A 19117-nucleotide genomic window follows, 5' to 3' on the forward strand; every position below is an offset into this window, starting at 1 on the left:
AAACGCCCGGTTACATTCCGAACCCGGAAGCTAAGCCTCACAGCGCCGATGGTACTGCAGGGGGGACCCTGTGGGAGAGTAGGACACCGCCGAACTCCTTTTAGAGCTCTGGCTCTTGGGCGACAAGCCCAAGAGCCAGAGCTTTTTTGCGTTGAGGTAGGGTCAGGGAGCAAAGTTGGCTCGTTTCCCACCACAGGAGGCCCCCGGGTGGAGGTCCAGGAGACGCGTGTCCAGACGGATCGCGTCCTCACCATCCCGAACATCCTCAGCATGGCGCGCCTGGTCGGCGTACCCGTCTTCCTGTGGTTGATCCTCAGGCCCGAGTTCGGCGGGCCCAAGAGCGACGGCTGGGCCCTGCTGGTGCTGCTCTTCAGCGGCGTCAGCGACTACCTGGACGGCAAGCTCGCCCGGCGCTGGAACCAAATCAGCAGCCTCGGCCGGCTGCTGGACCCGGCCGCGGACCGGCTTTACGTCCTCTCGACGCTGCTGGGGCTCACCTGGCGCGAGATCCTGCCGCTCTGGCTGACGGCCGTGCTGCTGCTGCGTGAGCTGGTTCTGCTGGTGATGGTGGGGATCCTCCGCCGGCACGGCTATCCGCCACCCCAGGTGAACTTCCTGGGCAAGGCCGCGACCTTCAATCTGATGTACGCGTTCCCGCTCCTGCTGCTGAGTGACGGAAGCGGCTGGATCTCGTCACTCGCTGCTATTTTCGGATGGGCGTTCGCAGGGTGGGGTACAACGCTCTACTGGTGGGCAGGAGTGCTCTACGTGGTGCAAGTCCGCCGCCTCGTCCGCGCGGACGCCACAGCCGATTGAGCTCGGCGATTGTCCGGACTTAGTGGCCCCTCGATTGCTCTCGATGGCCCGCGGCGGAAAAGTGCGGGACAATCTGGACGGGTGAAGTCGGCTAGACCGTCATCTCTTAGAGGAGGACGCTTCCGACATGAAGGCCGTCGTGATGGCCGGTGGTGAAGGCACACGCCTTCGCCCCATGACCTCCAGCATGCCCAAGCCACTCCTTCCGGTCGTCAACCGGCCGATCATGGAGCATGTGCTACGGCTGCTCAAAAGGCATGGGCTCACCGAGACCGTCGTCACTGTGCAGTTCCTGGCATCGCTGGTCAAGAACTACTTCGGGGACGGCGAGGAGCTCGGTATGGAGCTCACCTATGCCAACGAGGAGAAGCCACTCGGTACCGCCGGAAGCGTCAAGAACGCCGAAGAGGCGTTGAAGGACGATGCTTTCCTCGTCATCTCCGGCGATGCGCTGACCGACTTCGACCTCACCGAACTGATCAACTTCCACAAGGCGAAGGGGGCGCTCGTCACGGTCTGTCTGACGCGTGTCCCCAATCCACTGGAATTCGGCATCACCATCGTCGACGAAGAGGGCAAGGTCGAGCGCTTCCTCGAGAAGCCGACCTGGGGCCAGGTCTTCTCCGACACGGTGAACACGGGCATCTACGTCATGGAGCCCGAGGTATTCGACTACGTCGAGGCCGACGTTCCCGTCGACTGGTCCGGCGATGTCTTCCCTCAGCTGATGAAGGAAGGCAAGCCGGTCTACGGCTATATCGCCGAGGGTTACTGGGAGGACGTCGGTACCCACGAGTCGTACGTGAAGGCGCAGGCCGATGTCCTGGAGGGCAAGGTCGACGTCGACATCGACGGCTTCGAGATATCCCCGGGCGTATGGGTCGCCGAGGGCGCCGAGGTGCACCCGGACGCCGAGCTGCGCGGGCCGCTGTACATCGGCGACTACGCCAAGGTCGAAGCCGGCGCGGAAATCCGCGAGCACACCGTCGTAGGGTCCAACGTCGTCGTGAAGAGCGGCGCCTTCCTGCATAGGGCCGTCGTCCACGACAACGTGTACGTCGGGCAGCACAGCAATCTGCGGGGCTGTGTCGTCGGGAAGAACACCGACATCATGCGGGCCGCGCGGATCGAGGACGGGGCGGTCATCGGTGACGAGTGCCTGATCGGTGAAGAATCGATCGTTCAGGGCAATGTCCGGGTCTATCCCTTCAAGACCATCGAGGCCGGCGCCTTCGTCAACACGTCGGTGATCTGGGAGTCCCGGGGACAGGCTCATCTGTTCGGTGCCCGGGGCGTTTCCGGGATCCTGAACGTCGAGATCACGCCGGAACTGGCCGTACGGCTGGCCGGTGCGTACGCGACCACCCTGAAGAAGGGGTCCACCGTCACCACGGCCCGCGACCACTCGCGTGGTGCCCGTGCGCTCAAGCGGGCGGTGATCTCCGCGCTCCAGGCCAGTGCCATCGACGTACGCGACCTGGAGAACGTGCCGTTGCCCGTGGCCCGGCAGCAGACCGGGCGGGGCAGCGCCGGCGGGATCATGATCCGGACCTCGCCCGGGGTGCCGGACTCCGTCGACATCATGTTCTTCGACGGGCAGGGCGCCGACCTCTCCCAGGCCAGCCAGCGCAAGCTGGACCGGATCTTCGCGCGGCAGGAGTACCGGCGCGCGTTCCCCGGTGAGATCGGCGACCTCTATTTCCCGGCCAGTGTCTTCGACTCGTACACCGGGTCGCTGCTGCGGAACGTCGACACGACCGGGGTCGCCGAATCGGGCCTCAAGGTCGTCGTGGACGCCTCCAACGGCAGTGCCGGGCTCGTGCTGCCGAGCCTGCTCGGCAAGCTCGGTGTGGACTCGCTGACCATCAACCCCGGCCTGAACGAGGCGAGGCCCACGGAGACCGCCGACCAGCGGCGGGCCGGGCTGGTGCGGCTCGGCGAGATCGTGGCGTCCTCCGGGGCCGCGTTCGGTGTGCGGTTCGACCCGGTCGGCGAGCGGCTGTCCCTGGTGGACGAGAAGGGCCGCATCATCGAGGACGACCGTGCGCTGCTGGTGATGCTCGACCTCGTCGCCGCCGAGCGGCGCAGCGGCCGGGTGGCACTTCCGGTCACCACGACCCGGATCGCCGAGCAGGTGGCCGCGTACCACGGCACCCAGGTCGAGTGGACGACCACCTCTCCCGACGACCTCACGCGTGTGGGGCGCGAGGAGGGCACCATCTTCGGCGGTGACGGCAAGGGCGGGTTCATCGTTCCGGAGTTCAGCAGCGTCTACGACGGCACGGCCGCGTTCGTACGCCTGATCGGCCTGGTGGCGCGGACGCAGCTCACGCTCAGCCAGATCGACGCCCGGATCCCCAAGGCGCACGTTCTCAAGCGGGACCTGGCCACACCGTGGGCTGTCAAGGGACTGGTCATGCGGCGTGTCGTCGAGGCGGCCGGTGATCGTTTCGTCGACACGACCGACGGGGTGCGGGTCGTCGAGACCGACGGGCGCTGGGTGATGGTGCTGCCCGACCCGGCGGAGGCGGTCACCCACCTGTGGGCCGAAGGGCCCGACGACGCGTCCGCGCAGGCTCTGTTGGACGAGTGGTCGGCGACGGTGGACAGCGCCGGACGGTAAAACCGCTGCACGCGTGCGTGCCGGACAGGTGTCCCCACGGGGGCCGGTCCGGCACGCCGGTGGGGCCGTTCGGAGGTACTGGTCGCGACGTGCGACGATGTGCGGCATGCCGCAGCAACCCCCCGTTCGGAGCAGCGCCGCCCGGCCGTCGCGCCCGGACGCCTCCATGTCGTTGATCACCAATGTCATGGACCACAGCCTCGACGACGGGTACGCCGAGGCGGCCGCGCGGAAGCGGGCTCAGGGGGAGAGCGGCGGCATGCCGAAAACCCTCCGGGCCAGGCTGGGGCTCGCCGGCGGTCTGGTGCTGGCGGCCCTCGTGGTGACCGTGGGAGCGGCGCAGGCGCGCGTGACGGCGCCGGTGGTGGCCAAGGAGCGCCAGGAGCTCATCGACAGGGTCGACCGGGAGACGGCGGCCGCCGACAAGCTGGAGACCAGTGTCGACAAGCTGCGGGACGACGTCAGCGCCCGCCAGCGTGCCGCGCTGCAGGAGAGCGGCGGCAGCGGGCAGGCGGACCTGGTGGACGTCCTGTCGGGCGCCACGGCGGTGCACGGCCCCGGCGTGAAGCTGGTGGTGAACGACGCCAAGGAGGCCTCCTCGGGCGGCGACGCCGGCAATCCCCGGGAGACCTCCGGTTTCTCCGACACCGGCCGGGTACGGGACCATGACATGCAGCGCGTCGTGAACGGGCTGTGGGCCGCGGGTGCCGAGGCGGTCTCGATCAACGGGCAGCGGCTGACGGCCCTGTCCGCGATCAGGGCCGCGGGGGACGCGATACTTGTCGACAACAGGCCGCTGGTACCGCCGTACACGGTGCTGGCGGTGGGGGACGGGGAGAAACTCGGCTCCAGGTTCCAGGACAGCCCCGACGGGCTGTACCTGCATGCCCTGGAGGAGAACTTCGACATCCGGGCGGCCCTCTCCACGGAGAGTGACGTCCGGTTGCCCGCCGCGCCCAGTGTGATCGTACGTACAGCACAGCCGTACACCGAGAAGACGGAGAAGGGCACATCGTGATCGCCGTACTTGGCCTCGTCGTGGGCGTCGTGGCCGGACTGTTGGTCCGGCCTGAGGTTCCGGCGGTCGTCGAGCCGTATCTGCCGATCGCCGTCGTCGCGGCGCTCGACGCCGTCTTCGGTGGTCTGCGGGCCATGCTCGACGGGATCTTCGACGACAAGGTCTTCGTGGTGTCGTTCCTGTCCAACGTGGTGGTGGCCGCGCTGATCGTCTTCCTCGGCGACAAGTTGGGTGTGGGCTCGCAGCTGTCCACGGGGGTCGTGGTGGTCCTCGGTATCCGCATCTTCTCCAACGCCGCGGCGATCCGGCGGCACGTCTTCCGGGCGTGAGCGGCATGGGCGAGCACGAGAAGGAGCCGGAGCACCGGCTGCGCAGAGAACTCCCGGCCGAGGTGCCCGCCACGGCGCCGGAGGCAGGGTCCGCCGCCGAGCCGAAGCCGGAGGCCAAGCTGACCGGCCGCGAGAGGCTGGTCCAGGGGCTGTGGCCGCCGCGGGTGAGCCGGGCCCAACTGATCGTCGCCGTGCTGCTGTTCGGGCTCGGGTTCGGGCTCGCCGTGCAGGTGGCGTCGAACAGCGACAGCGACAGCGCGCTGCGCGGGGCCCGTCAGGAAGATCTTGTCCGCATCCTCGATGAACTGGACGACCGTACTCAGCGTCTTGAGGACGAGAAGACAGGACTCGAGAAGCAGCGCCAGGAGTTGCAGAGCAGCTCCGACCAGGCGGCGGAGGCCCGCAGGCAGACGGCCGAGAAGGAGCGGCAACTCGGTATCCTCGCGGGCACCGTGGCGGCGCAGGGTCCTGGCATCACGATGACGGTCGACGACCCGAAGGGGACGGTGCAGGCGGACATGCTGCTCGACGCGATCCAGGAGTTGCGCGCGGCCGGCGCGGAGGCGATCCAGGTCGACGGGGTCCGGGTGATCGCCGGCACCTACCTCACCGACTCCGGGAAGAGTGTGAGCGTCGACGGGAACAAGATCACCCAGCCCTACGTTTTCAAGGTGATCGGCAAGCCGCAGGACCTCGAACCGGCCCTCAACATCCCCGGAGGCGTGGTGCAGACCCTCGAGAAGGAACAGGCGACTGTGACCGTCGAGCGATCGGCCAAGATCGTCGTGGATGCCTTGCGACCGGCGAAGCAGCCTGACTACGCTCGGTCGTCCTCACAGTGAACCGGTGGTGCATGGGGGACGTCCGGCGAGGGCATGAGGATGCGGGGGGTCGGCGCACCGGGGAACCGGAGCGTGGTGGAAACTGTCTGGTGGATACGGACGTTGTGTGGTTGTCCGGGTCTGCCGGTTTATTCAGTCAGGGTTCGTCCTGCCCCACGGGCGGGTCTGTTTCGGTCAAGGGGAATCGCCCGTGAAGTTGTTTGCGAAGTTGTTCGGCAAGAGCGCGCGAGAGGGTAGCGACAACGCGACCGCGCGCCATCGGGCACAGCCCGACGCGGAGGGCCAGCGCCCGCTGTTCCGGGACCAGGTGGCTGGTCCGGGGGGTGACATTTCGGGAGGTCAGGGCGCGCCGTCAGTTGACCCGTCCCAGTCCGGCGGCATAGGTTTCCGGCAACCGTCAACCTCAGGTACGGGTGGAGGGTTCGCCTCCGGCCCGTACGCGTCCAACGCCCCGGCGGGGCAGCCGCGGCAGGAGGATCCGTCCATGTCGGCCCTGGTTTGTACGAGGTGCGGTAACCGCAACGCGGAGAACGCCCGCTTCTGTTCCAACTGCGGAGCCCCGTTGCGCGCGGGCGCCGTCCCCGAGCGTGCGTCGGAGACGACGTCCACGATCTCGATCTCCGGCCTTGAGGCCTACGACGCCGAGGTCACTGGCCAGACCCAGATGCCGTCGCTCTCTCCGGAGGCGCAGGCGGCGGTCGACGCGCTGCCGCTCGGCTCCGCGCTGCTGGTCGTGCGCCGGGGCCCGAACTCGGGCAGCCGGTTCCTGCTGGACAGCGACCTGACCACGGCCGGCCGCCACCCGCAGAGCGACATCTTCCTGGACGACGTGACGGTCTCGCGTCGGCACGTGGAGTTCCGCCGTCAGCCGGACGGCTCTTTCACGGTGGCCGACGTCGGCAGCCTCAACGGCACGTACGTCAACCGGGAGCGCATCGACCAGGTTGCTCTGTCGAACGGTGACGAGGTCCAGATCGGCAAGTACCGGCTGGTCTTCTATGCGAGCCGGCAGGGCATCTGACCCTCCGGAGCTCGCCTGGAGGACCCAGGGAAGAAGGTCCATGCTGCACACACCGAGCGGCGGTACCGGTCACGGCACCGCCGCCACGGAACCCGGGCTGATGAGCATCGGCACGGTGCTGAACGTGCTGCGCGACGAGTTCCCCGAAGTCACCATCTCCAAGATCCGTTTTCTGGAGTCGGAGGGGCTCATCGAGCCGCGCCGTACTCCTTCCGGGTACCGGAAGTTCAGTGCCGGGGACGTGGAGCGTCTCGGGCACGTCCTGCGGATGCAGCGGGACCACTATCTGCCGCTCAAGGTCATCCGGGAGTACCTGGAGGCCATGGAGCGCGGCGAGGCGGTACAGCCGCCCGTGCTGGGGCGGCAGCGGGACGGTGAGGCCGTGCCGGTGGTCTCCGAGGCGCCCACGGTGGCGCGGATCGGCCGGGACGAGCTGCTCGCGGCCGCCGACATCGACGAGAACTGCCTCGCGGAGTGGGAGTCGTACGGGCTGATCGCTCCGCTGGAGGACGGCGTGTACGACGCCGAAACGGTCACTGTGGCCTCTCTCGTGGCCGAGCTGGGCCGGTTCGGGATCGAGCCACGCCATCTGCGGGCGATGAAGGCCGCCGCCGACCGGGAGGCGGGCCTGGTGGACCAGGTGGTGGCGCCGCTCAAGCGCCACCGCAACCCGCAGACCAGGGCCCATGCGGAGGCCCGTACGAAGGAGCTGGCGGCGCTCACGGTGAAACTGCATGCCGCGCTGATGCAGACGGCGCTGGGGGTGCGGCTGCCGTGAGTACCACGACAGGACCCGGGCGGAGGCCGGATCGGGCGCGCGTTCCCGGCCCGACTACCCAAACGTCCCGGGCACGGCCTAGGGTTGCTGTGTGAACGAGCTCGATGTCGTAGGTGTCCGGGTGGAAATGCCCTCCAACCAACCGATCGTGCTCCTGCGCGAAGTGGGAGGCGACCGTTACCTCCCCATCTGGATCGGGCCGGGGGAGGCAACGGCGATCGCGTTCGCCCAGCAGGGCATGGCGCCTGCCAGGCCGCTGACGCACGACCTGTTCAAGGACGTGCTGGAGGCCGTCGGCCAGGAGCTCACCGAAGTGCGCATCACGGACCTGCGTGAGGGCGTCTTCTACGCGGAGCTGGTCTTCGCCAGCGGGGTCGAGGTGAGCGCCCGTCCGTCCGACGCCATAGCGCTGGCGCTGCGCACCGGAACGCCGATCTACGGCAGTGACACGGTGCTGGACGACGCGGGCATCGCGATCCCGGACGAGCAGGAGGACGAGGTGGAGAAGTTCCGCGAGTTCCTCGACCAGATCTCGCCCGAGGACTTCGGCACCAGCAGCCAGTGAGGGACCGGATCGGCCCGTCATCCACCAGGAGGTCGGTGACCGGGCCGGTTCGTGACAGAAGGCCCGTGACGGGCCGGTTCGGGGCTGGTCACAGCCGAAACTCATGGGCAATTGCCAGCGGCCATTGAGAGCGTCCTACGGCCTCCCGCCAGAGCATTCGGCTAGCCTTTCCCCGCGGTGGGGCACGGGAAACCACTCCTAGGGTGATTATCACTCGGCGTGCCGAGTGTGGCGATCGTTGACGCACCCCTGGTGACTGCCTACCGTCGAGAAGGCAGGTCAAGGACGGAGGTCGGCGTGAGAAGCAGCGGCGACGGTATGGCTGGGGGTGCCCCCGGACGCGGTTTCGGGGAGAGCGGTCCGTCCCCGCTTCACAGCAGCATTGCCGGTCACGCCCCGCAGCGGCCGACCGCAGTGCCGAGCGGCGGAGGGGCGGCGTCCATGGCCACCGAGGAGATCGGCTACCGCGGGCCCACGGCCTGCGCGGCGGCCGGCATCACCTACCGGCAGCTCGACTACTGGGCCCGCACCGGCCTGGTCGAGCCCAGCGTGCGGCCCGCCTACGGGTCGGGCACCCAGCGTCTCTACAGCTTCCGGGACGTCGTCGTCCTGAAGATCGTCAAGCGGTTCCTGGACACCGGGGTCTCACTCCAGAACATCCGCACCGCCGTCCAGCACCTGAGGGAACGCGGTTTCCGCGATCTGGAGCGCATGACCCTGATGAGCGACGGTGCCACGGTCTACGAGTGCACCTCGCCCGACGAGGTGCACGCCCTGCTCCAGGGCGGTCAGGGCATCTTCGGGATCGCGGTCGGCGTGGTGTGGCGGGACGTGGAAAGCGCTCTCTCCCAGCTGCACGGCGAGCGCGTCGACACCGGGGAGACGCTCGTCGGCCACAACCCGGCCGACGAACTGGCGCGGCGGCGCAACCGCGCGGTCTGAAGGCCTCATGTGACGCCCCGGCACGGGAAACCGTGCCGGGGCATTGTCAGTGGTGTGGTGCAGCATCGGAGATGTGAGAAACGCGCCCACGATCCTGCATCTCGACATGGATGCCTTCTTCGCCTCGGTGGAGCAGGCGTCCAAGCCGAGCCTGCGCGGGAAGGCCGTGGTCGTGGGCGGGCTCGGACCGCGCGGTGTGGTGGCCACCGCGTCGTACGAGGCCCGGGTCTTCGGGGTGCACTCCGCGATGCCGATGGGGCAGGCGCGGCGGCTGGCGCCGAACGCCGCGTATCTGGTGCCGCGCTTCGGGCTGTACCGGTCGATCAGCGAGCAGGTGATGGGGCTGCTGCGGGGGCTCTCCCCGCTGGTGGAGCCGCTCAGCCTGGACGAGGCCTTCGTGGATCTGGAGGCCGGTGGGGTGGCCTGGGACGCCACGTCGGCGCGGCTGGTCGGGGAGAGGCTGCGCGCCGACATACGGGCCGCCACGGGGCTCTCCGGGTCCGTCGGGCTCGCCGCCTCCAAGATGCTCGCGAAGATCGCCTCCGAACAGGCCAAGCCGGACGGACTGGTGCTGATCGAGCCGGGCACGGAGCGGGCGATGCTCGGGCCGATGACGGTGCGGACCCTGCCGGGGGTGGGGCCGGCGACGGGGGACCATCTGCGGCGGGCCGGGATCACCACGGTCGACGAGATCGCCGAGGCGGGGGAGGACGAGCTGGTACGGCTGCTCGGCAAGGCGCACGGGCACGCGCTGTACGCGATGGCGCTCGCGCACGACGAGCGGCCCGTGGTGGCCGAACGGGAGACGAAGTCGGTGTCGGTCGAGGACACCTACGACGTGGACATCCACGACCGGCTGCGGGTGGGCCTGGAGGTGCAGCGGCTGGCCGACCGGTGCGTGCGGCGGCTGCGGGGGGCCGGGCTGTCCGGGCGGACCATCGTGCTGAAGGTGCGGCGGTACGACTTCTCGACGCTCACCCGGTCCGAGACGCTCAGAGGGCCGACCGACGACCCGACGGTGGTGCGGGAGGCGGCCGCGCGGTTGCTGGACTCGGTGGACACGACGGGGGGCGTGCGGTTGCTGGGGGTGGGGGTGTCGGGGCTGGCCGACTACACGCAGGAGGACCTGTTCGCGCAGGCGGCGGCAGGGGAGGGGGCGGCGGAGTTCGCGGCGGAGGAGGACGTGGCGGAGCCGGTCGCTGAGGAGCAGGTGGTTGCCGAGCGGCGGTGGCCCGCGGGGCACGACGTGCGGCATGCCGAGTACGGGCACGGATGGGTGCAGGGGAGCGGGCTCGGGCGGGTGACGGTGCGGTTCGAGACGCCGGGGTCCATGGGGCCGGGGAGAGTGCGGACGTTCCGGGTCGAGGACCCTGAGCTGGAGCCGGCGGAGCCGCTGCCGTTGGCACCGGGGGTTTCGGCGGACGGCGTGCGTACGTGACCGTGGGTCGGCGCTGGGGGGCTCACCGGCGCTGGCAGGGTGGCGCTGCGCCCACCCGTGCCGCCCCAGCGGCACGACTGCCCGCGGCTGAAGAAACCTGAAGGGGCGCGGGGAACTGCGCGATCAGCCCTCACCGGCCCGCGGCCAAACCACGACCGTACCCGGCGTCGGCGTCACGCCCCCGCGTCCTCCGTCCCCGCCAGCTTGCCGAAGTCGTGGTCCGGATGGTCGTGGGGCGGGGGAGCCGTGTCCAGGCCGTAGTGGTGGTAGAGCTGGAGTTCCTGTTCCGGGGAGAGGTGGCGGCCCACGCCGAAGTCGGGGGCGTCTTTGATCAGGGCGCGGTCGAAGGGGACCTGCAGGGTGCCCTCGACCAGTTCGCTGGGCTCCAGGGGCACGAAGGCGTCCCGGGAGAACAGGCCGGTGCGTATGGCCGCCCACTCCGGCACGCCCGTCGCGTCGTCGAGGTACACCTCGTCGATCGTGCCGATCTTCGTGCCGTTGCGGTCGAACGCCTTGCGGCCGATCAGGTTGCGCGGATCGATGTCGGTCTGCACGGGCCCTCCACTTGGTCGCAACTCATCCGTAAGCACTACAAAAGAGCACATTGAAGGAGGCGGCCACTCGAAGACTCCGGTGTTGCCCCCGCTGGTAGGCTGGCAGGCGGCTGCTGACCCCGTGCGGGAGAGTCCTCCGGGAAACCGGAGGCGCCGAAGGAGCAAATCCTCCCCGGAATCTCTCAGGCTCACGTACCGCACGGACGAGGTCACTCTGGAAAGCAGGGCGGATGCCGACGGTGTCCGCTCTCACCGACGGTGAAAGCCGGTGGTCCACAAGGGCGCACCGGCGAAGCTCTCAGGTCAGATGACAGAGGGGGAGGCCGTCGGGGTACCCGTGCCGGGGTACCCCTCGAAGGTCGCGTCAGACCAGGAGGCCTCCGCAATGACCGCCCAGCGCATTCCGCTCTCCGAGCTTGAGCAGGGTATTCCCTTCGAGCAGCGCCATATCGGCCCCGACCACGAGGCTCGGGCCAAGATGCTCGCCCAGGTCGGGTACGGCTCGCTCGACGACCTGACCGCGGCCGCCGTGCCGGACGTGATCAAGAACGCCGACCGGCTCGAGCTGCCGGCCGCCCGGACCGAGGCCGAGGTGCTGGCCGAGCTGCGGTCGCTGGCCGACCGTAACCAGGTGCTCGACTCGATGATCGGCCTGGGGTACTACGGGACCTTCACGCCGCCCGTGATCCTGCGCAACGTGATGGAGAACCCCGCCTGGTACACGGCCTACACGCCGTACCAGCCGGAGATCTCCCAGGGCCGGCTGGAAGCGCTGCTGAACTTCCAGACCGTGGTCGCCGACCTCACCGGGCTGCCCACCTCCGGTGCCTCGCTGCTCGACGAGGGCACGGCCGCCGCCGAGGCCATGGCCCTGTCGCTGCGCATGGGCAAGAACAAGAAGGGCGTCTTCGTCGTCGACGCGGACGCGCTGCCGCAGACCATCGCCGTGATCCGGACCCGGGCCGAGCCGACGGGCGTGGAGGTCGTGGTCGCCGACCTCCACGACGGTATTCCGGCTGACCTCGCCGGGCGTGAGATCAACGGGGTCCTCGTCCAGTACCCCGGTGCCTCCGGTGCCGTACGCGACATCAAGGCCGTCGTCGAGCAGGCGCACGCAGTGGGCGCGCTCGTCACCGTCGCCGCCGACCTGCTCGCGCTGACCCTGCTGACCTCGCCGGGCGAGCTCGGGGCCGACATCGCCGTCGGCACCACCCAGCGGTTCGGTGTGCCGATGGGCTTCGGCGGGCCGCACGCCGGTTACATGGCGGTCCGGGAGAAGTTCGCGCGCAGCCTGCCCGGACGGCTCGTGGGCGTCTCCGTGGACGCCGACGGGAACAAGGCTTACCGGCTGGCGCTGCAGACCCGCGAGCAGCACATCCGGCGGGAGAAGGCCACCAGCAACATCTGCACCGCGCAGGTGCTGCTCGCCGTGATGGCCGGTATGTACGCCGTCTACCACGGTTCCGAGGGGCTCAAGGCCATCGCGCAGCGGACGCACCGCTACGCCACGATCCTCGCCGCGGGACTCACGGCCGGCGGTGTCGAGATCGTGCACGGCGCCTACTTCGACACCCTCACCGCGCGCGTGCCCGGCAAGGCCGCCGAGATCGTCGCCGCCGCCCGCCAGGGCGGTGTCAACCTGCGGCTCGTCGACTCCGACCACGTCTCCATGGCCTGCGACGAGACCACCACCCGCGCCCAGCTGGGCGCCGTGTGGACGGCCTTCGGCGTCGAGGGCGACGTCGAGGCGCTGGACGCCGTCACTGAGGACACGCTGCCCGAGGCGCTGCTGCGCACCGACGGCTACCTCGCCCACCCCGTCTTCCGGCAGCACCGCTCCGAGACCGCGATGCTCCGCTACCTGCGCAGGCTCGCCGACCGGGACTACGCGCTGGACCGCGGCATGATCCCGCTGGGCTCCTGCACCATGAAGCTCAACGCGACCACCGAGATGGAACCGGTCACCTGGTCCGAGTTCGGCCAGCTGCACCCGTTCGCGCCCGCCGAGCAGGCGCAGGGCTACCTGACCCTCATCCGGGAGCTGGAGGAGCGGCTCGCCGAGGTCACCGGGTACGACAAGGTGTCGCTGCAGCCCAACGCCGGATCGCAGGGCGAGTTCGCCGGGCTGCTCGCCGTACGCGCGTACCACCGCGCCAACGGCGACGCACAGCGGACCGTCTGCCTGATCCCGTCCTCCGCGCACGGCACCAACGCCGCCAGCGCCGTCATGGCGGGCATGAAGGTCGTCGTCGTGAAGACCGCCGAGGACGGCGAGATCGACGTCGAGGACCTGCGGGCGAAGATCGAACAGCACCGTGACGAGCTCGCGGTCCTGATGATCACCTATCCCTCCACGCACGGGGTGTTCGAGGAGCACGTCGCGGACATCTGCGCGCAGGTGCACGAGGCCGGCGGACAGGTGTACGTCGACGGCGCCAACCTCAACGCCCTGGTCGGACTGGCCAAGCCCGGGCACTTCGGCGGGGACGTCTCCCACCTCAACCTGCACAAGACCTTCTGCATCCCGCACGGCGGCGGCGGTCCGGGCGTCGGTCCGGTGGCCGTACGGGCCCACCTGGCGCCGTACCTGCCGAACCACCCGCTCCAGCCCGCCGCCGGGCCGGAGACCGGCGTCGGGCCGATCTCGGCCGCGCCGTGGGGATCCGCGGGGATCCTGCCGATCTCGTGGGCGTACGTCCGGCTCATGGGCGGCGAGGGGCTGAAGCGGGCCACGCAGGTGGCCGTGCTCAGCGCCAACTACGTCGCCAAGCGGCTGGAGCCGCACTACCCCGTGCTCTACACCGGGCCCGGCGGGCTGGTCGCGCACGAGTGCATCATCGACCTGCGGCCGCTGACCAAGGCGACCGGAGTGAGCGTCGACGACGTCGCGAAGCGGCTCATCGACTACGGCTTCCACGCGCCGACGATGTCCTTCCCGGTGGCCGGCACGCTGATGATCGAGCCGACCGAGTCCGAGGACCTCGGTGAGCTGGACCGGTTCTGCGAGGCGATGATCGCCATCCGGGCGGAGATCGACAAGGTCGGGGCGGGGGAGTGGCCCGCCGAGGACAACCCGCTGCGCGGGGCTCCGCACACCGCGGCCGCGCTCGGTGGGGAGTGGAAGCACGAGTACAGCCGCACGGAGGCCGTCTTCCCAGGCGGCGTGTCCGCCGCCGACAAGTACTGGCCGCCGGTGCGCCGGATCGACCAGGCCTTCGGCGACCGGAACCTGGTGTGCTCGTGTCCGCCGCTGGACGCGTACGAGGACTGACGCACAGGGTGTGAGGGAGGCCCCGCTTCGGCGGGGCCTCCCGCTTTCACGCCGGGTAGGCGTGTGTCTGGGTCGCCTTCACCGTCGCCCAGACCGTGGCGCCCGGGTGCAGGTCCAGTTCCGCGGCGGCGACCGTGGTGAGGTCGGCGGCGAGGGCGAGTTCCCCGGTCAGGTCGGCGCGGATCTGGTCGCCGTGGGTCTCCAGGCCGGCGACCTCGCAGCGCCAGAGGTTGCGGGCGCTGGCGCCCGTGGGGCGGTCCCGGAAGAGGGTGACTGCGCTCGGCGGGAACGCGACGAAGACGTCACCGGCGAGGACTTCGGTGGTGGTGATGGTGGTGCTGTTCGAGGGTGCCGTGTCCAGTTCGACCGTGTGACCCTCGGCCCGGCCCCGGTAGAGGTTGAGGCCGACCAGGTGGGCGATGTAGTCCGTGCGCGGGTGGCGGGCGATGTCGGCGGGCGTGCCCTCCTGGACGACCCGGCCGTGTTCGATGACGACCAGGCGGTCGGCCAGCACCATGGCGTCCAGCGGGTCGTGCGTGACCAGGACCGCGACCGCCTCGAACTCGGCCAGATGACGGCGGAGTTGAGAACGCACGTCGAGGCGGGTGCGGGCGTCCAGGGCGGCGAGGGGTTCGTCGAGGAGGAGGAGACGGGGGCGGGTGGCCAGCGCGCGGGCCAGTGCGACGCGCTGGGCCTGACCGCCGGAGAGTCGGCGGGGTTTGACGCCGGCGTGCGCGGTGAGGCCCATGCGGTCCAGCCAGGCGGTCGCCTGGGCGCGGGCCTCGGCCTTTGTCGCGCCCTGGCAGCGGGGGCCGAAGGCGACGTTGTCGAGGGCCGTGAGGTGGGGGAAGAGGAGGTAGTCCTGGAAGACGACGCCCACCGGGCGGGATTCGGGGGGCGTGCGGTCCAACTCCGTGCCGTCCAGGTGGAGATGGCCGGCGGTGAGGGGGGTGAGGCCGGCCAGGGCGCGGAGGGCGGTGGTCTTGCCCGCGCCGTTGGGGCCGAGGAGGGCGACGACCTCGCCGGGGGCGGCGGTGAGGGTGATGTCGAGGTGGAAGGTGGGGCGGGTGACGACGAGGTGGGCGTGGAGGCCGGGCGTCGCCGGGTGCAGGTGGGTGGGGGGTGCCGCCCGGCCTTCGGCCGGGATGGGGTTCCCACCCGCACCACTCGTGTGGGTATCAGTGTCGGGTGCGGATGGCCCCTGCGGGGGCTGAGCGCCGTCGGCGGCCGCGGGGTGTCGGTGTGTCATCGGGGCGTCGTCCACCAGGTCGTCCTCAAGATGCCGTCATCCAACGATCGCGCAGTGCCGCCAGTACCGCGATCGACACCGTCAGCAGCACCAGGCTGAGGGCGATCGCCGCGTCAGGGTCGTTCTGCAGGGCCAGGTAGACGGCGAGCGGCATGGTCTGGGTGCGGCCGGGGAAGTTGCCGGCGAAGGTGATCGTCGCTCCGAACTCGCCCAGTGCACGGGCCCAGGCCAGGACCGCGCCGGCCGCGATGCCGGGGGCGATGAGGGGGAGCGTGACCCGGCGGAACGCGGTGAAACGGGAGGCGCCCAGGGTGGTGGCGGCCTCCTCGTAGCGGGGGTCGGCGGCCCGCAGCGTGCCCTCGACGCTGATCACCAGGAACGGCATGGCCACGAAGGACTCGGCGACCACCACACCGGCCGTGGTGAACGGGAGCGTGATGCCGAACCAGGCGTCCAGCCACTGGCCCACCACTCCGTTGCGGCCGAGGGCCAGGAGCAGGGCCACACCGCCCACCACCGGGGGGAGGACGAGGGGAAGGGTGACCAGCGCCCGTACGAAGCCCCGGCCGGGGAACTCCGTGCGGGCCAGCAGCCAGGCCAGCGGTACGCCCAGGACCAGGCTCACGGCCGTCGCCGCCGTCGCGCAGACCAGGGAGAGCTGGAGGGCCTGCCACACCTCGGTACTGGTCAGCAGCGACGGCAGGCTGCGCCAGGGGGCCCGCACCAGCAGGGCGACCAACGGCAGGAGCAGGAAGACCAGAGCTACCGCTCCGGGGAGGAGGAGCGGTAGCGGCACGGCCGACCGGACGCGCCGGCGCCGCGGACCGCCCGTGAGGGTGCCGGCCGCGGCGCCGGACTCGTCGGCCTTCGTCACGGCTTGAGGAACCCGGCGTCGTTCAGCACCTTCTGGCCCTCGGCGGACTGCACCAGGGCGATGAACGCCTTGGCCACCGTCGGGTTCGGGGCGTTCTTCAGGAGGGCGATCGGGTAGTCGTTGATCGCGTTTGCGGACTCGGGGAACTCCACGCCCTCGACCTTGCTGCCGGCGGCCTTGACGTCGGTCTTGTAGACGACCGCCGCGTCGGCCTCCTTCAGCACCACCTTGTTGAGGGCGGACTTCACGTCCTCCTCGTAGGAGACGGGGGTGAGCTTCAGCTTGCCGGCGTCCAGGGCCTTCTGCGCGGCGGCACCGCACGGCACCGTCTTGTCGCAGAGGACGACCTTGAGCGAGGGCTTGGTGAGGTCCTTCAGGGAGGAGATCTTGTCGGGGTTGCCCGGCAGGGTGGCGATCTCCAGCTGGTTGCGGACGAAGGTGGCCGGCGTGGTGGCGGTGTCCTTCTTGTCCGTCACGATCGCCATGGTCTTGGCGCTCGCGGCGGCGAAGACGTCGGCCGGCGCACCGCTCGTGATCTGCGCGGCGAGGGTGTCACTGCCGCCGAAGCTGAAGTTGACCTTGGTGCCCGGGTGGGCCTTCTCGAAGTCGGCCTTCAGGGTCGTGAAGCTCTCCTGGAGCGAGGCCGCCGCGAACACGGTGATCGAGCCCGACAGTTTGGGCGTCGCCGCCGCCGACGTGTCCGACTTCGTCGTCGCGGACGAGTCGTCGTCGGAGGAGGAGGAGGAACAGGCGCTCAGGGCCAGCAGGGCCGCGACCGAGGCACCGGCCACCTGGAGCGTCCGCCGGGTCCGGCGAACGGAACGGGTCATCACGAGTGAACTCCTCTGGATTCCATGAACAATCTGTCGCGCCCTGCCGCGAACCGTCTATCGGCCGCCTGGCGATGATACTGCCGCAATTGCCAGGCGTAAGTCTTCTGTCACATCGCATGAGCTGCATACATGGCGATTGAAGCTGGCATGTGCGTTTGTACGGTGACGCGCTGCGGGTACCGTCATCCGGGAGGTGGCCGCACATGACGCTCGCCGAATTCGTCCTCACCGGAGACCTCGCACGACCGGCCCGGCTGACCGTGCCCGACCTCCTGCGCTGGCCCCAGCACCGGGTGCGGGTCAGCTTCGAGTGCGCCACCAGCGGCATCCAGCACCACGGCTTCACCGGACCGCGGCTGTACGACGTCCTCACCGCGGCCGGACCCGAATTCGACCCCGGCCGCCGCAAGGACCGGCTGCGCTTCCTCATCGCGGTCTCCGGCGCCGACGGGCACCACGCGCTGCTCTCCTGGACCGAGATCGACCCCGACTTCGCCCACGCCCCGGTTCTGCTCGGCGTCAGCATCGACGACAGCCCGCTGGACGGGGCGGGACCCCAACTGGTGCTGCCCCAGGACCGTTGCGGGGCCAGGCACATCAGCGGCATCAGGGGGATCCGGGTGGACGGGGGGTACGGCGGCTGGCATCCAGAGTCCGCCACACCCGGTCGCGTGTCAGCGGCGACTTCGTGAACCGCACGCCCGTCGCGTCCCGCACCGCGTTGGCCAGGGCGGGGGCGACCGGGTTGAACGGGCTGTCCCGGTTGGGCGACCGGCTGGACCTGTGGGCCGCCCTGCTGTGCAGGTGAACGGGCGAACGTAGGGCGGTACGGCCGTACCGGCCGGGTGAGCCGTCAGACGCGGTCGATGTGCACGTTCGTGGACTTCACCCGGGCGGTGGCCTCCATGCCGACCTCCAGGCCGAGTTCCTCGACCGCCTCCCGGGTCAGGAGGGAGACCAGCCGGTGCGGGCCGGCCTGGATCTCGACCTGGGCGGCGACGTCGCCGAGTTTGATCGCGGTGACGATGCCGGGGAAGGCGTTGCGGACCGAGGTGTAGGAGGCGTCCTCCTCGGCGGTGCCGGCCTTGGCCAGTTCGACGGAGAACGCCGCGAGGTCCGTGCCGTCGATGAGCCGCCGGCCGCCCTCGTCCCGGTGGGTGGCCATCCGGCCCGCGTCGGCCCAGCGGCGGGCGGTGTCCGGGCTGACGCCGAGCAGCCGTGCCGCCTGGCCGATCGTGTAGGAGGGCATGCGCTCACCATAGGGCCGGGTGGCGGGGTGCGCGGACGTGGGGTCGCCGGTCAGGTGAGGCCGGACGCCTCGAGAACCGCGCGTGCGTTCGTGTCGTCGATCTCGTGGCCGAGCCGTGCCAGCACCTCGGTGCCCCGGCGCAGGGTGCCGCGTTCCAGGGAGCGGCGGACGCCGGTGTCCAGTTCGTGCCAGAGCAGGGGGTTGGCGTGCAGGACACCCGGGTCGAGCTCCAGCCGGTTGCCCCGGGTGTCGCGCAGGACCAGATGCGCGGCGACGTCCCCGTACTGGCCGACGTACACGAGGGAGTCGGTGCGGACGGTACGGCGGCGGAGCGGGCCATGGACGGCCAGCCAGCCGGGGCCCGCCGTGACGCGGGCCGGCAGCAGCATGAGGAGGATCGCGGCCGACAGGAGCACCCAGAGCAGGGCGCGGGCCGGGGTGAGCGTGCCGGCGTCCCAGTCCACCGCGAACGTCAGCCCCCCGAAGCCGAGGGCAGAGCCGACGGCCAGACGCGCGCTGCCGCGCCAGGTTCGGTCACCGGCCGCCCGGCCCCCGGGTCTTCTGTCCTCCATGAGGCCGACGGTAGGGGGTCGGTGGCCGCGGGGGAGTGACCGCTGACAGGGTTCTTATGCGGACCGAGCGGTTCTTGACGGGATTCTTACGGCCTGTGCCCCCTGTGCCCTGTGCCCGTGCCCCGTGTGCCCCCGTGTGCCCC

The 19117-nt window shown here is 70.2% G+C and carries 18 protein-coding genes, 1 rRNA gene and 1 riboswitch; of the genes, 13 read left to right on the plus strand and 6 right to left on the minus strand.

Going from position 1 to position 19117, the window contains the following annotated elements:
- From rrf to ACZ4UV_RS36700, 11 genes are all read left to right on the plus strand, one after another.
- Positions 1-95 (plus strand): 5S ribosomal RNA (gene rrf, locus ACZ4UV_RS36650); the annotation flags it as partial.
- 112 nt (positions 96-207) lie between these two features.
- Complete coding sequence (locus tag ACZ4UV_RS36655) at positions 208-816, plus strand: CDP-alcohol phosphatidyltransferase family protein (protein WP_351494627.1); 609 nt, start codon at positions 208-210, stop codon at positions 814-816.
- A 127-nt stretch (positions 817-943) separates the two neighbouring features.
- On the plus strand, positions 944-3439 hold the full coding sequence (locus ACZ4UV_RS36660) for a sugar phosphate nucleotidyltransferase (RefSeq protein WP_451021678.1): 2496 nt from the start codon (positions 944-946) through the stop codon (positions 3437-3439).
- A gap of 106 nt (positions 3440-3545) precedes the next feature.
- Positions 3546-4457 (plus strand): DUF881 domain-containing protein, encoded by a 912-nt coding sequence (locus ACZ4UV_RS36665; RefSeq protein ID WP_451021677.1) that lies wholly within the window; start codon positions 3546-3548, stop codon positions 4455-4457.
- Positions 4454-4786, plus strand: a complete 333-nt coding sequence (locus ACZ4UV_RS36670) for a small basic family protein (RefSeq protein WP_046727248.1) — start codon at positions 4454-4456, stop codon at positions 4784-4786. The genes ACZ4UV_RS36665 and ACZ4UV_RS36670 overlap by 4 nt, the downstream gene beginning before the upstream one ends.
- Before the next feature lie 5 nt (positions 4787-4791).
- Positions 4792-5628, plus strand: a complete 837-nt coding sequence (locus ACZ4UV_RS36675; RefSeq protein ID WP_467844781.1) for a DUF881 domain-containing protein — start codon at positions 4792-4794, stop codon at positions 5626-5628.
- 190 nt (positions 5629-5818) lie between these two features.
- Complete coding sequence (locus ACZ4UV_RS36680) at positions 5819-6649, plus strand: FHA domain-containing protein (RefSeq protein ID WP_451021676.1); 831 nt, start codon at positions 5819-5821, stop codon at positions 6647-6649.
- 40 nt (positions 6650-6689) lie between these two features.
- A complete protein-coding gene (gene ftsR / locus ACZ4UV_RS36685) occupies positions 6690-7427 on the plus strand; it encodes a transcriptional regulator FtsR (protein WP_451021675.1) in 738 nt (245 codons plus the stop codon).
- A gap of 91 nt (positions 7428-7518) precedes the next feature.
- Entirely contained in the window at positions 7519-7992 is a 474-nt protein-coding gene (locus ACZ4UV_RS36690) for a bifunctional nuclease family protein (RefSeq protein WP_026253112.1), read from the plus strand.
- A 297-nt stretch (positions 7993-8289) separates the two neighbouring features.
- A complete protein-coding gene (locus tag ACZ4UV_RS36695) occupies positions 8290-8934 on the plus strand; it encodes a MerR family transcriptional regulator (protein WP_294008998.1) in 645 nt (214 codons plus the stop codon).
- Positions 8935-9007: 73 nt separating this feature from the next.
- Positions 9008-10372 carry a DNA polymerase IV gene (locus tag ACZ4UV_RS36700; protein ID WP_451021674.1) on the plus strand — a complete coding sequence of 455 codons (1365 nt, stop codon included), beginning with the start codon at positions 9008-9010 and terminating at the stop codon, positions 10370-10372.
- A 173-nt stretch (positions 10373-10545) separates the two neighbouring features.
- Here ACZ4UV_RS36700 and ACZ4UV_RS36705 read toward each other — a convergent pair whose 3' ends face one another.
- On the minus strand, positions 10546-10926 hold the full coding sequence (locus ACZ4UV_RS36705) for a PRC-barrel domain-containing protein (protein ID WP_451021673.1): 381 nt from the start codon (positions 10924-10926) through the stop codon (positions 10546-10548).
- Between the two features lie 114 nt (positions 10927-11040).
- Positions 11041-11134, plus strand: a riboswitch (glycine riboswitch).
- A gap of 177 nt (positions 11135-11311) precedes the next feature.
- Here ACZ4UV_RS36705 and gcvP point away from each other — a divergent pair.
- Positions 11312-14197 carry an aminomethyl-transferring glycine dehydrogenase gene (gene gcvP, locus ACZ4UV_RS36710; RefSeq protein ID WP_467843943.1) on the plus strand — a complete coding sequence of 962 codons (2886 nt, stop codon included), beginning with the start codon at positions 11312-11314 and terminating at the stop codon, positions 14195-14197.
- A gap of 46 nt (positions 14198-14243) precedes the next feature.
- Here the strand turns inward: gcvP and ACZ4UV_RS36715 are convergent, their stop codons facing one another.
- The 3 genes from ACZ4UV_RS36715 to modA are packed head-to-tail and all read right to left on the minus strand — an operon-like array spanning position 14244 to position 17150.
- Entirely contained in the window at positions 14244-15446 is a 1203-nt protein-coding gene (locus tag ACZ4UV_RS36715) for an ABC transporter ATP-binding protein (RefSeq protein WP_451022631.1), read from the minus strand.
- 25 nt (positions 15447-15471) lie between these two features.
- Positions 15472-16320 carry a molybdate ABC transporter permease subunit gene (modB, locus tag ACZ4UV_RS36720; RefSeq protein ID WP_451022632.1) on the minus strand — a complete coding sequence of 283 codons (849 nt, stop codon included), beginning with the start codon at positions 16318-16320 and terminating at the stop codon, positions 15472-15474.
- Positions 16317-17150: a molybdate ABC transporter substrate-binding protein gene (gene modA / locus ACZ4UV_RS36725; RefSeq protein ID WP_467843948.1), complete on the minus strand. Its 834-nt coding sequence runs from the start codon at positions 17148-17150 to the stop codon at positions 16317-16319. The genes modB and modA overlap by 4 nt, the downstream gene beginning before the upstream one ends.
- 206 nt (positions 17151-17356) lie before the next feature.
- Here modA and ACZ4UV_RS36730 point away from each other — a divergent pair, with 206 nt between their 5' ends.
- Entirely contained in the window at positions 17357-17845 is a 489-nt protein-coding gene (locus ACZ4UV_RS36730) for a molybdopterin-dependent oxidoreductase (protein WP_467843951.1), read from the plus strand.
- 161 nt (positions 17846-18006) lie between these two features.
- On the opposite strand, the gene ACZ4UV_RS36735 is transcribed toward ACZ4UV_RS36730, so the two are convergent.
- The gene (locus ACZ4UV_RS36735; RefSeq protein WP_351494654.1) at positions 18007-18402 is read right to left on the minus strand and encodes a TOBE domain-containing protein; all 396 of its coding nucleotides are present in this window, start codon (positions 18400-18402) and stop codon (positions 18007-18009) included.
- 50 nt (positions 18403-18452) lie between these two features.
- Complete coding sequence (locus tag ACZ4UV_RS36740; RefSeq protein ID WP_451022635.1) at positions 18453-18974, minus strand: hypothetical protein; 522 nt, start codon at positions 18972-18974, stop codon at positions 18453-18455.
- Positions 18975-19117: the final 143 nt, after the last annotated feature.

Source organism: Streptomyces sp. NPDC028289 (assembly GCF_055565975.1).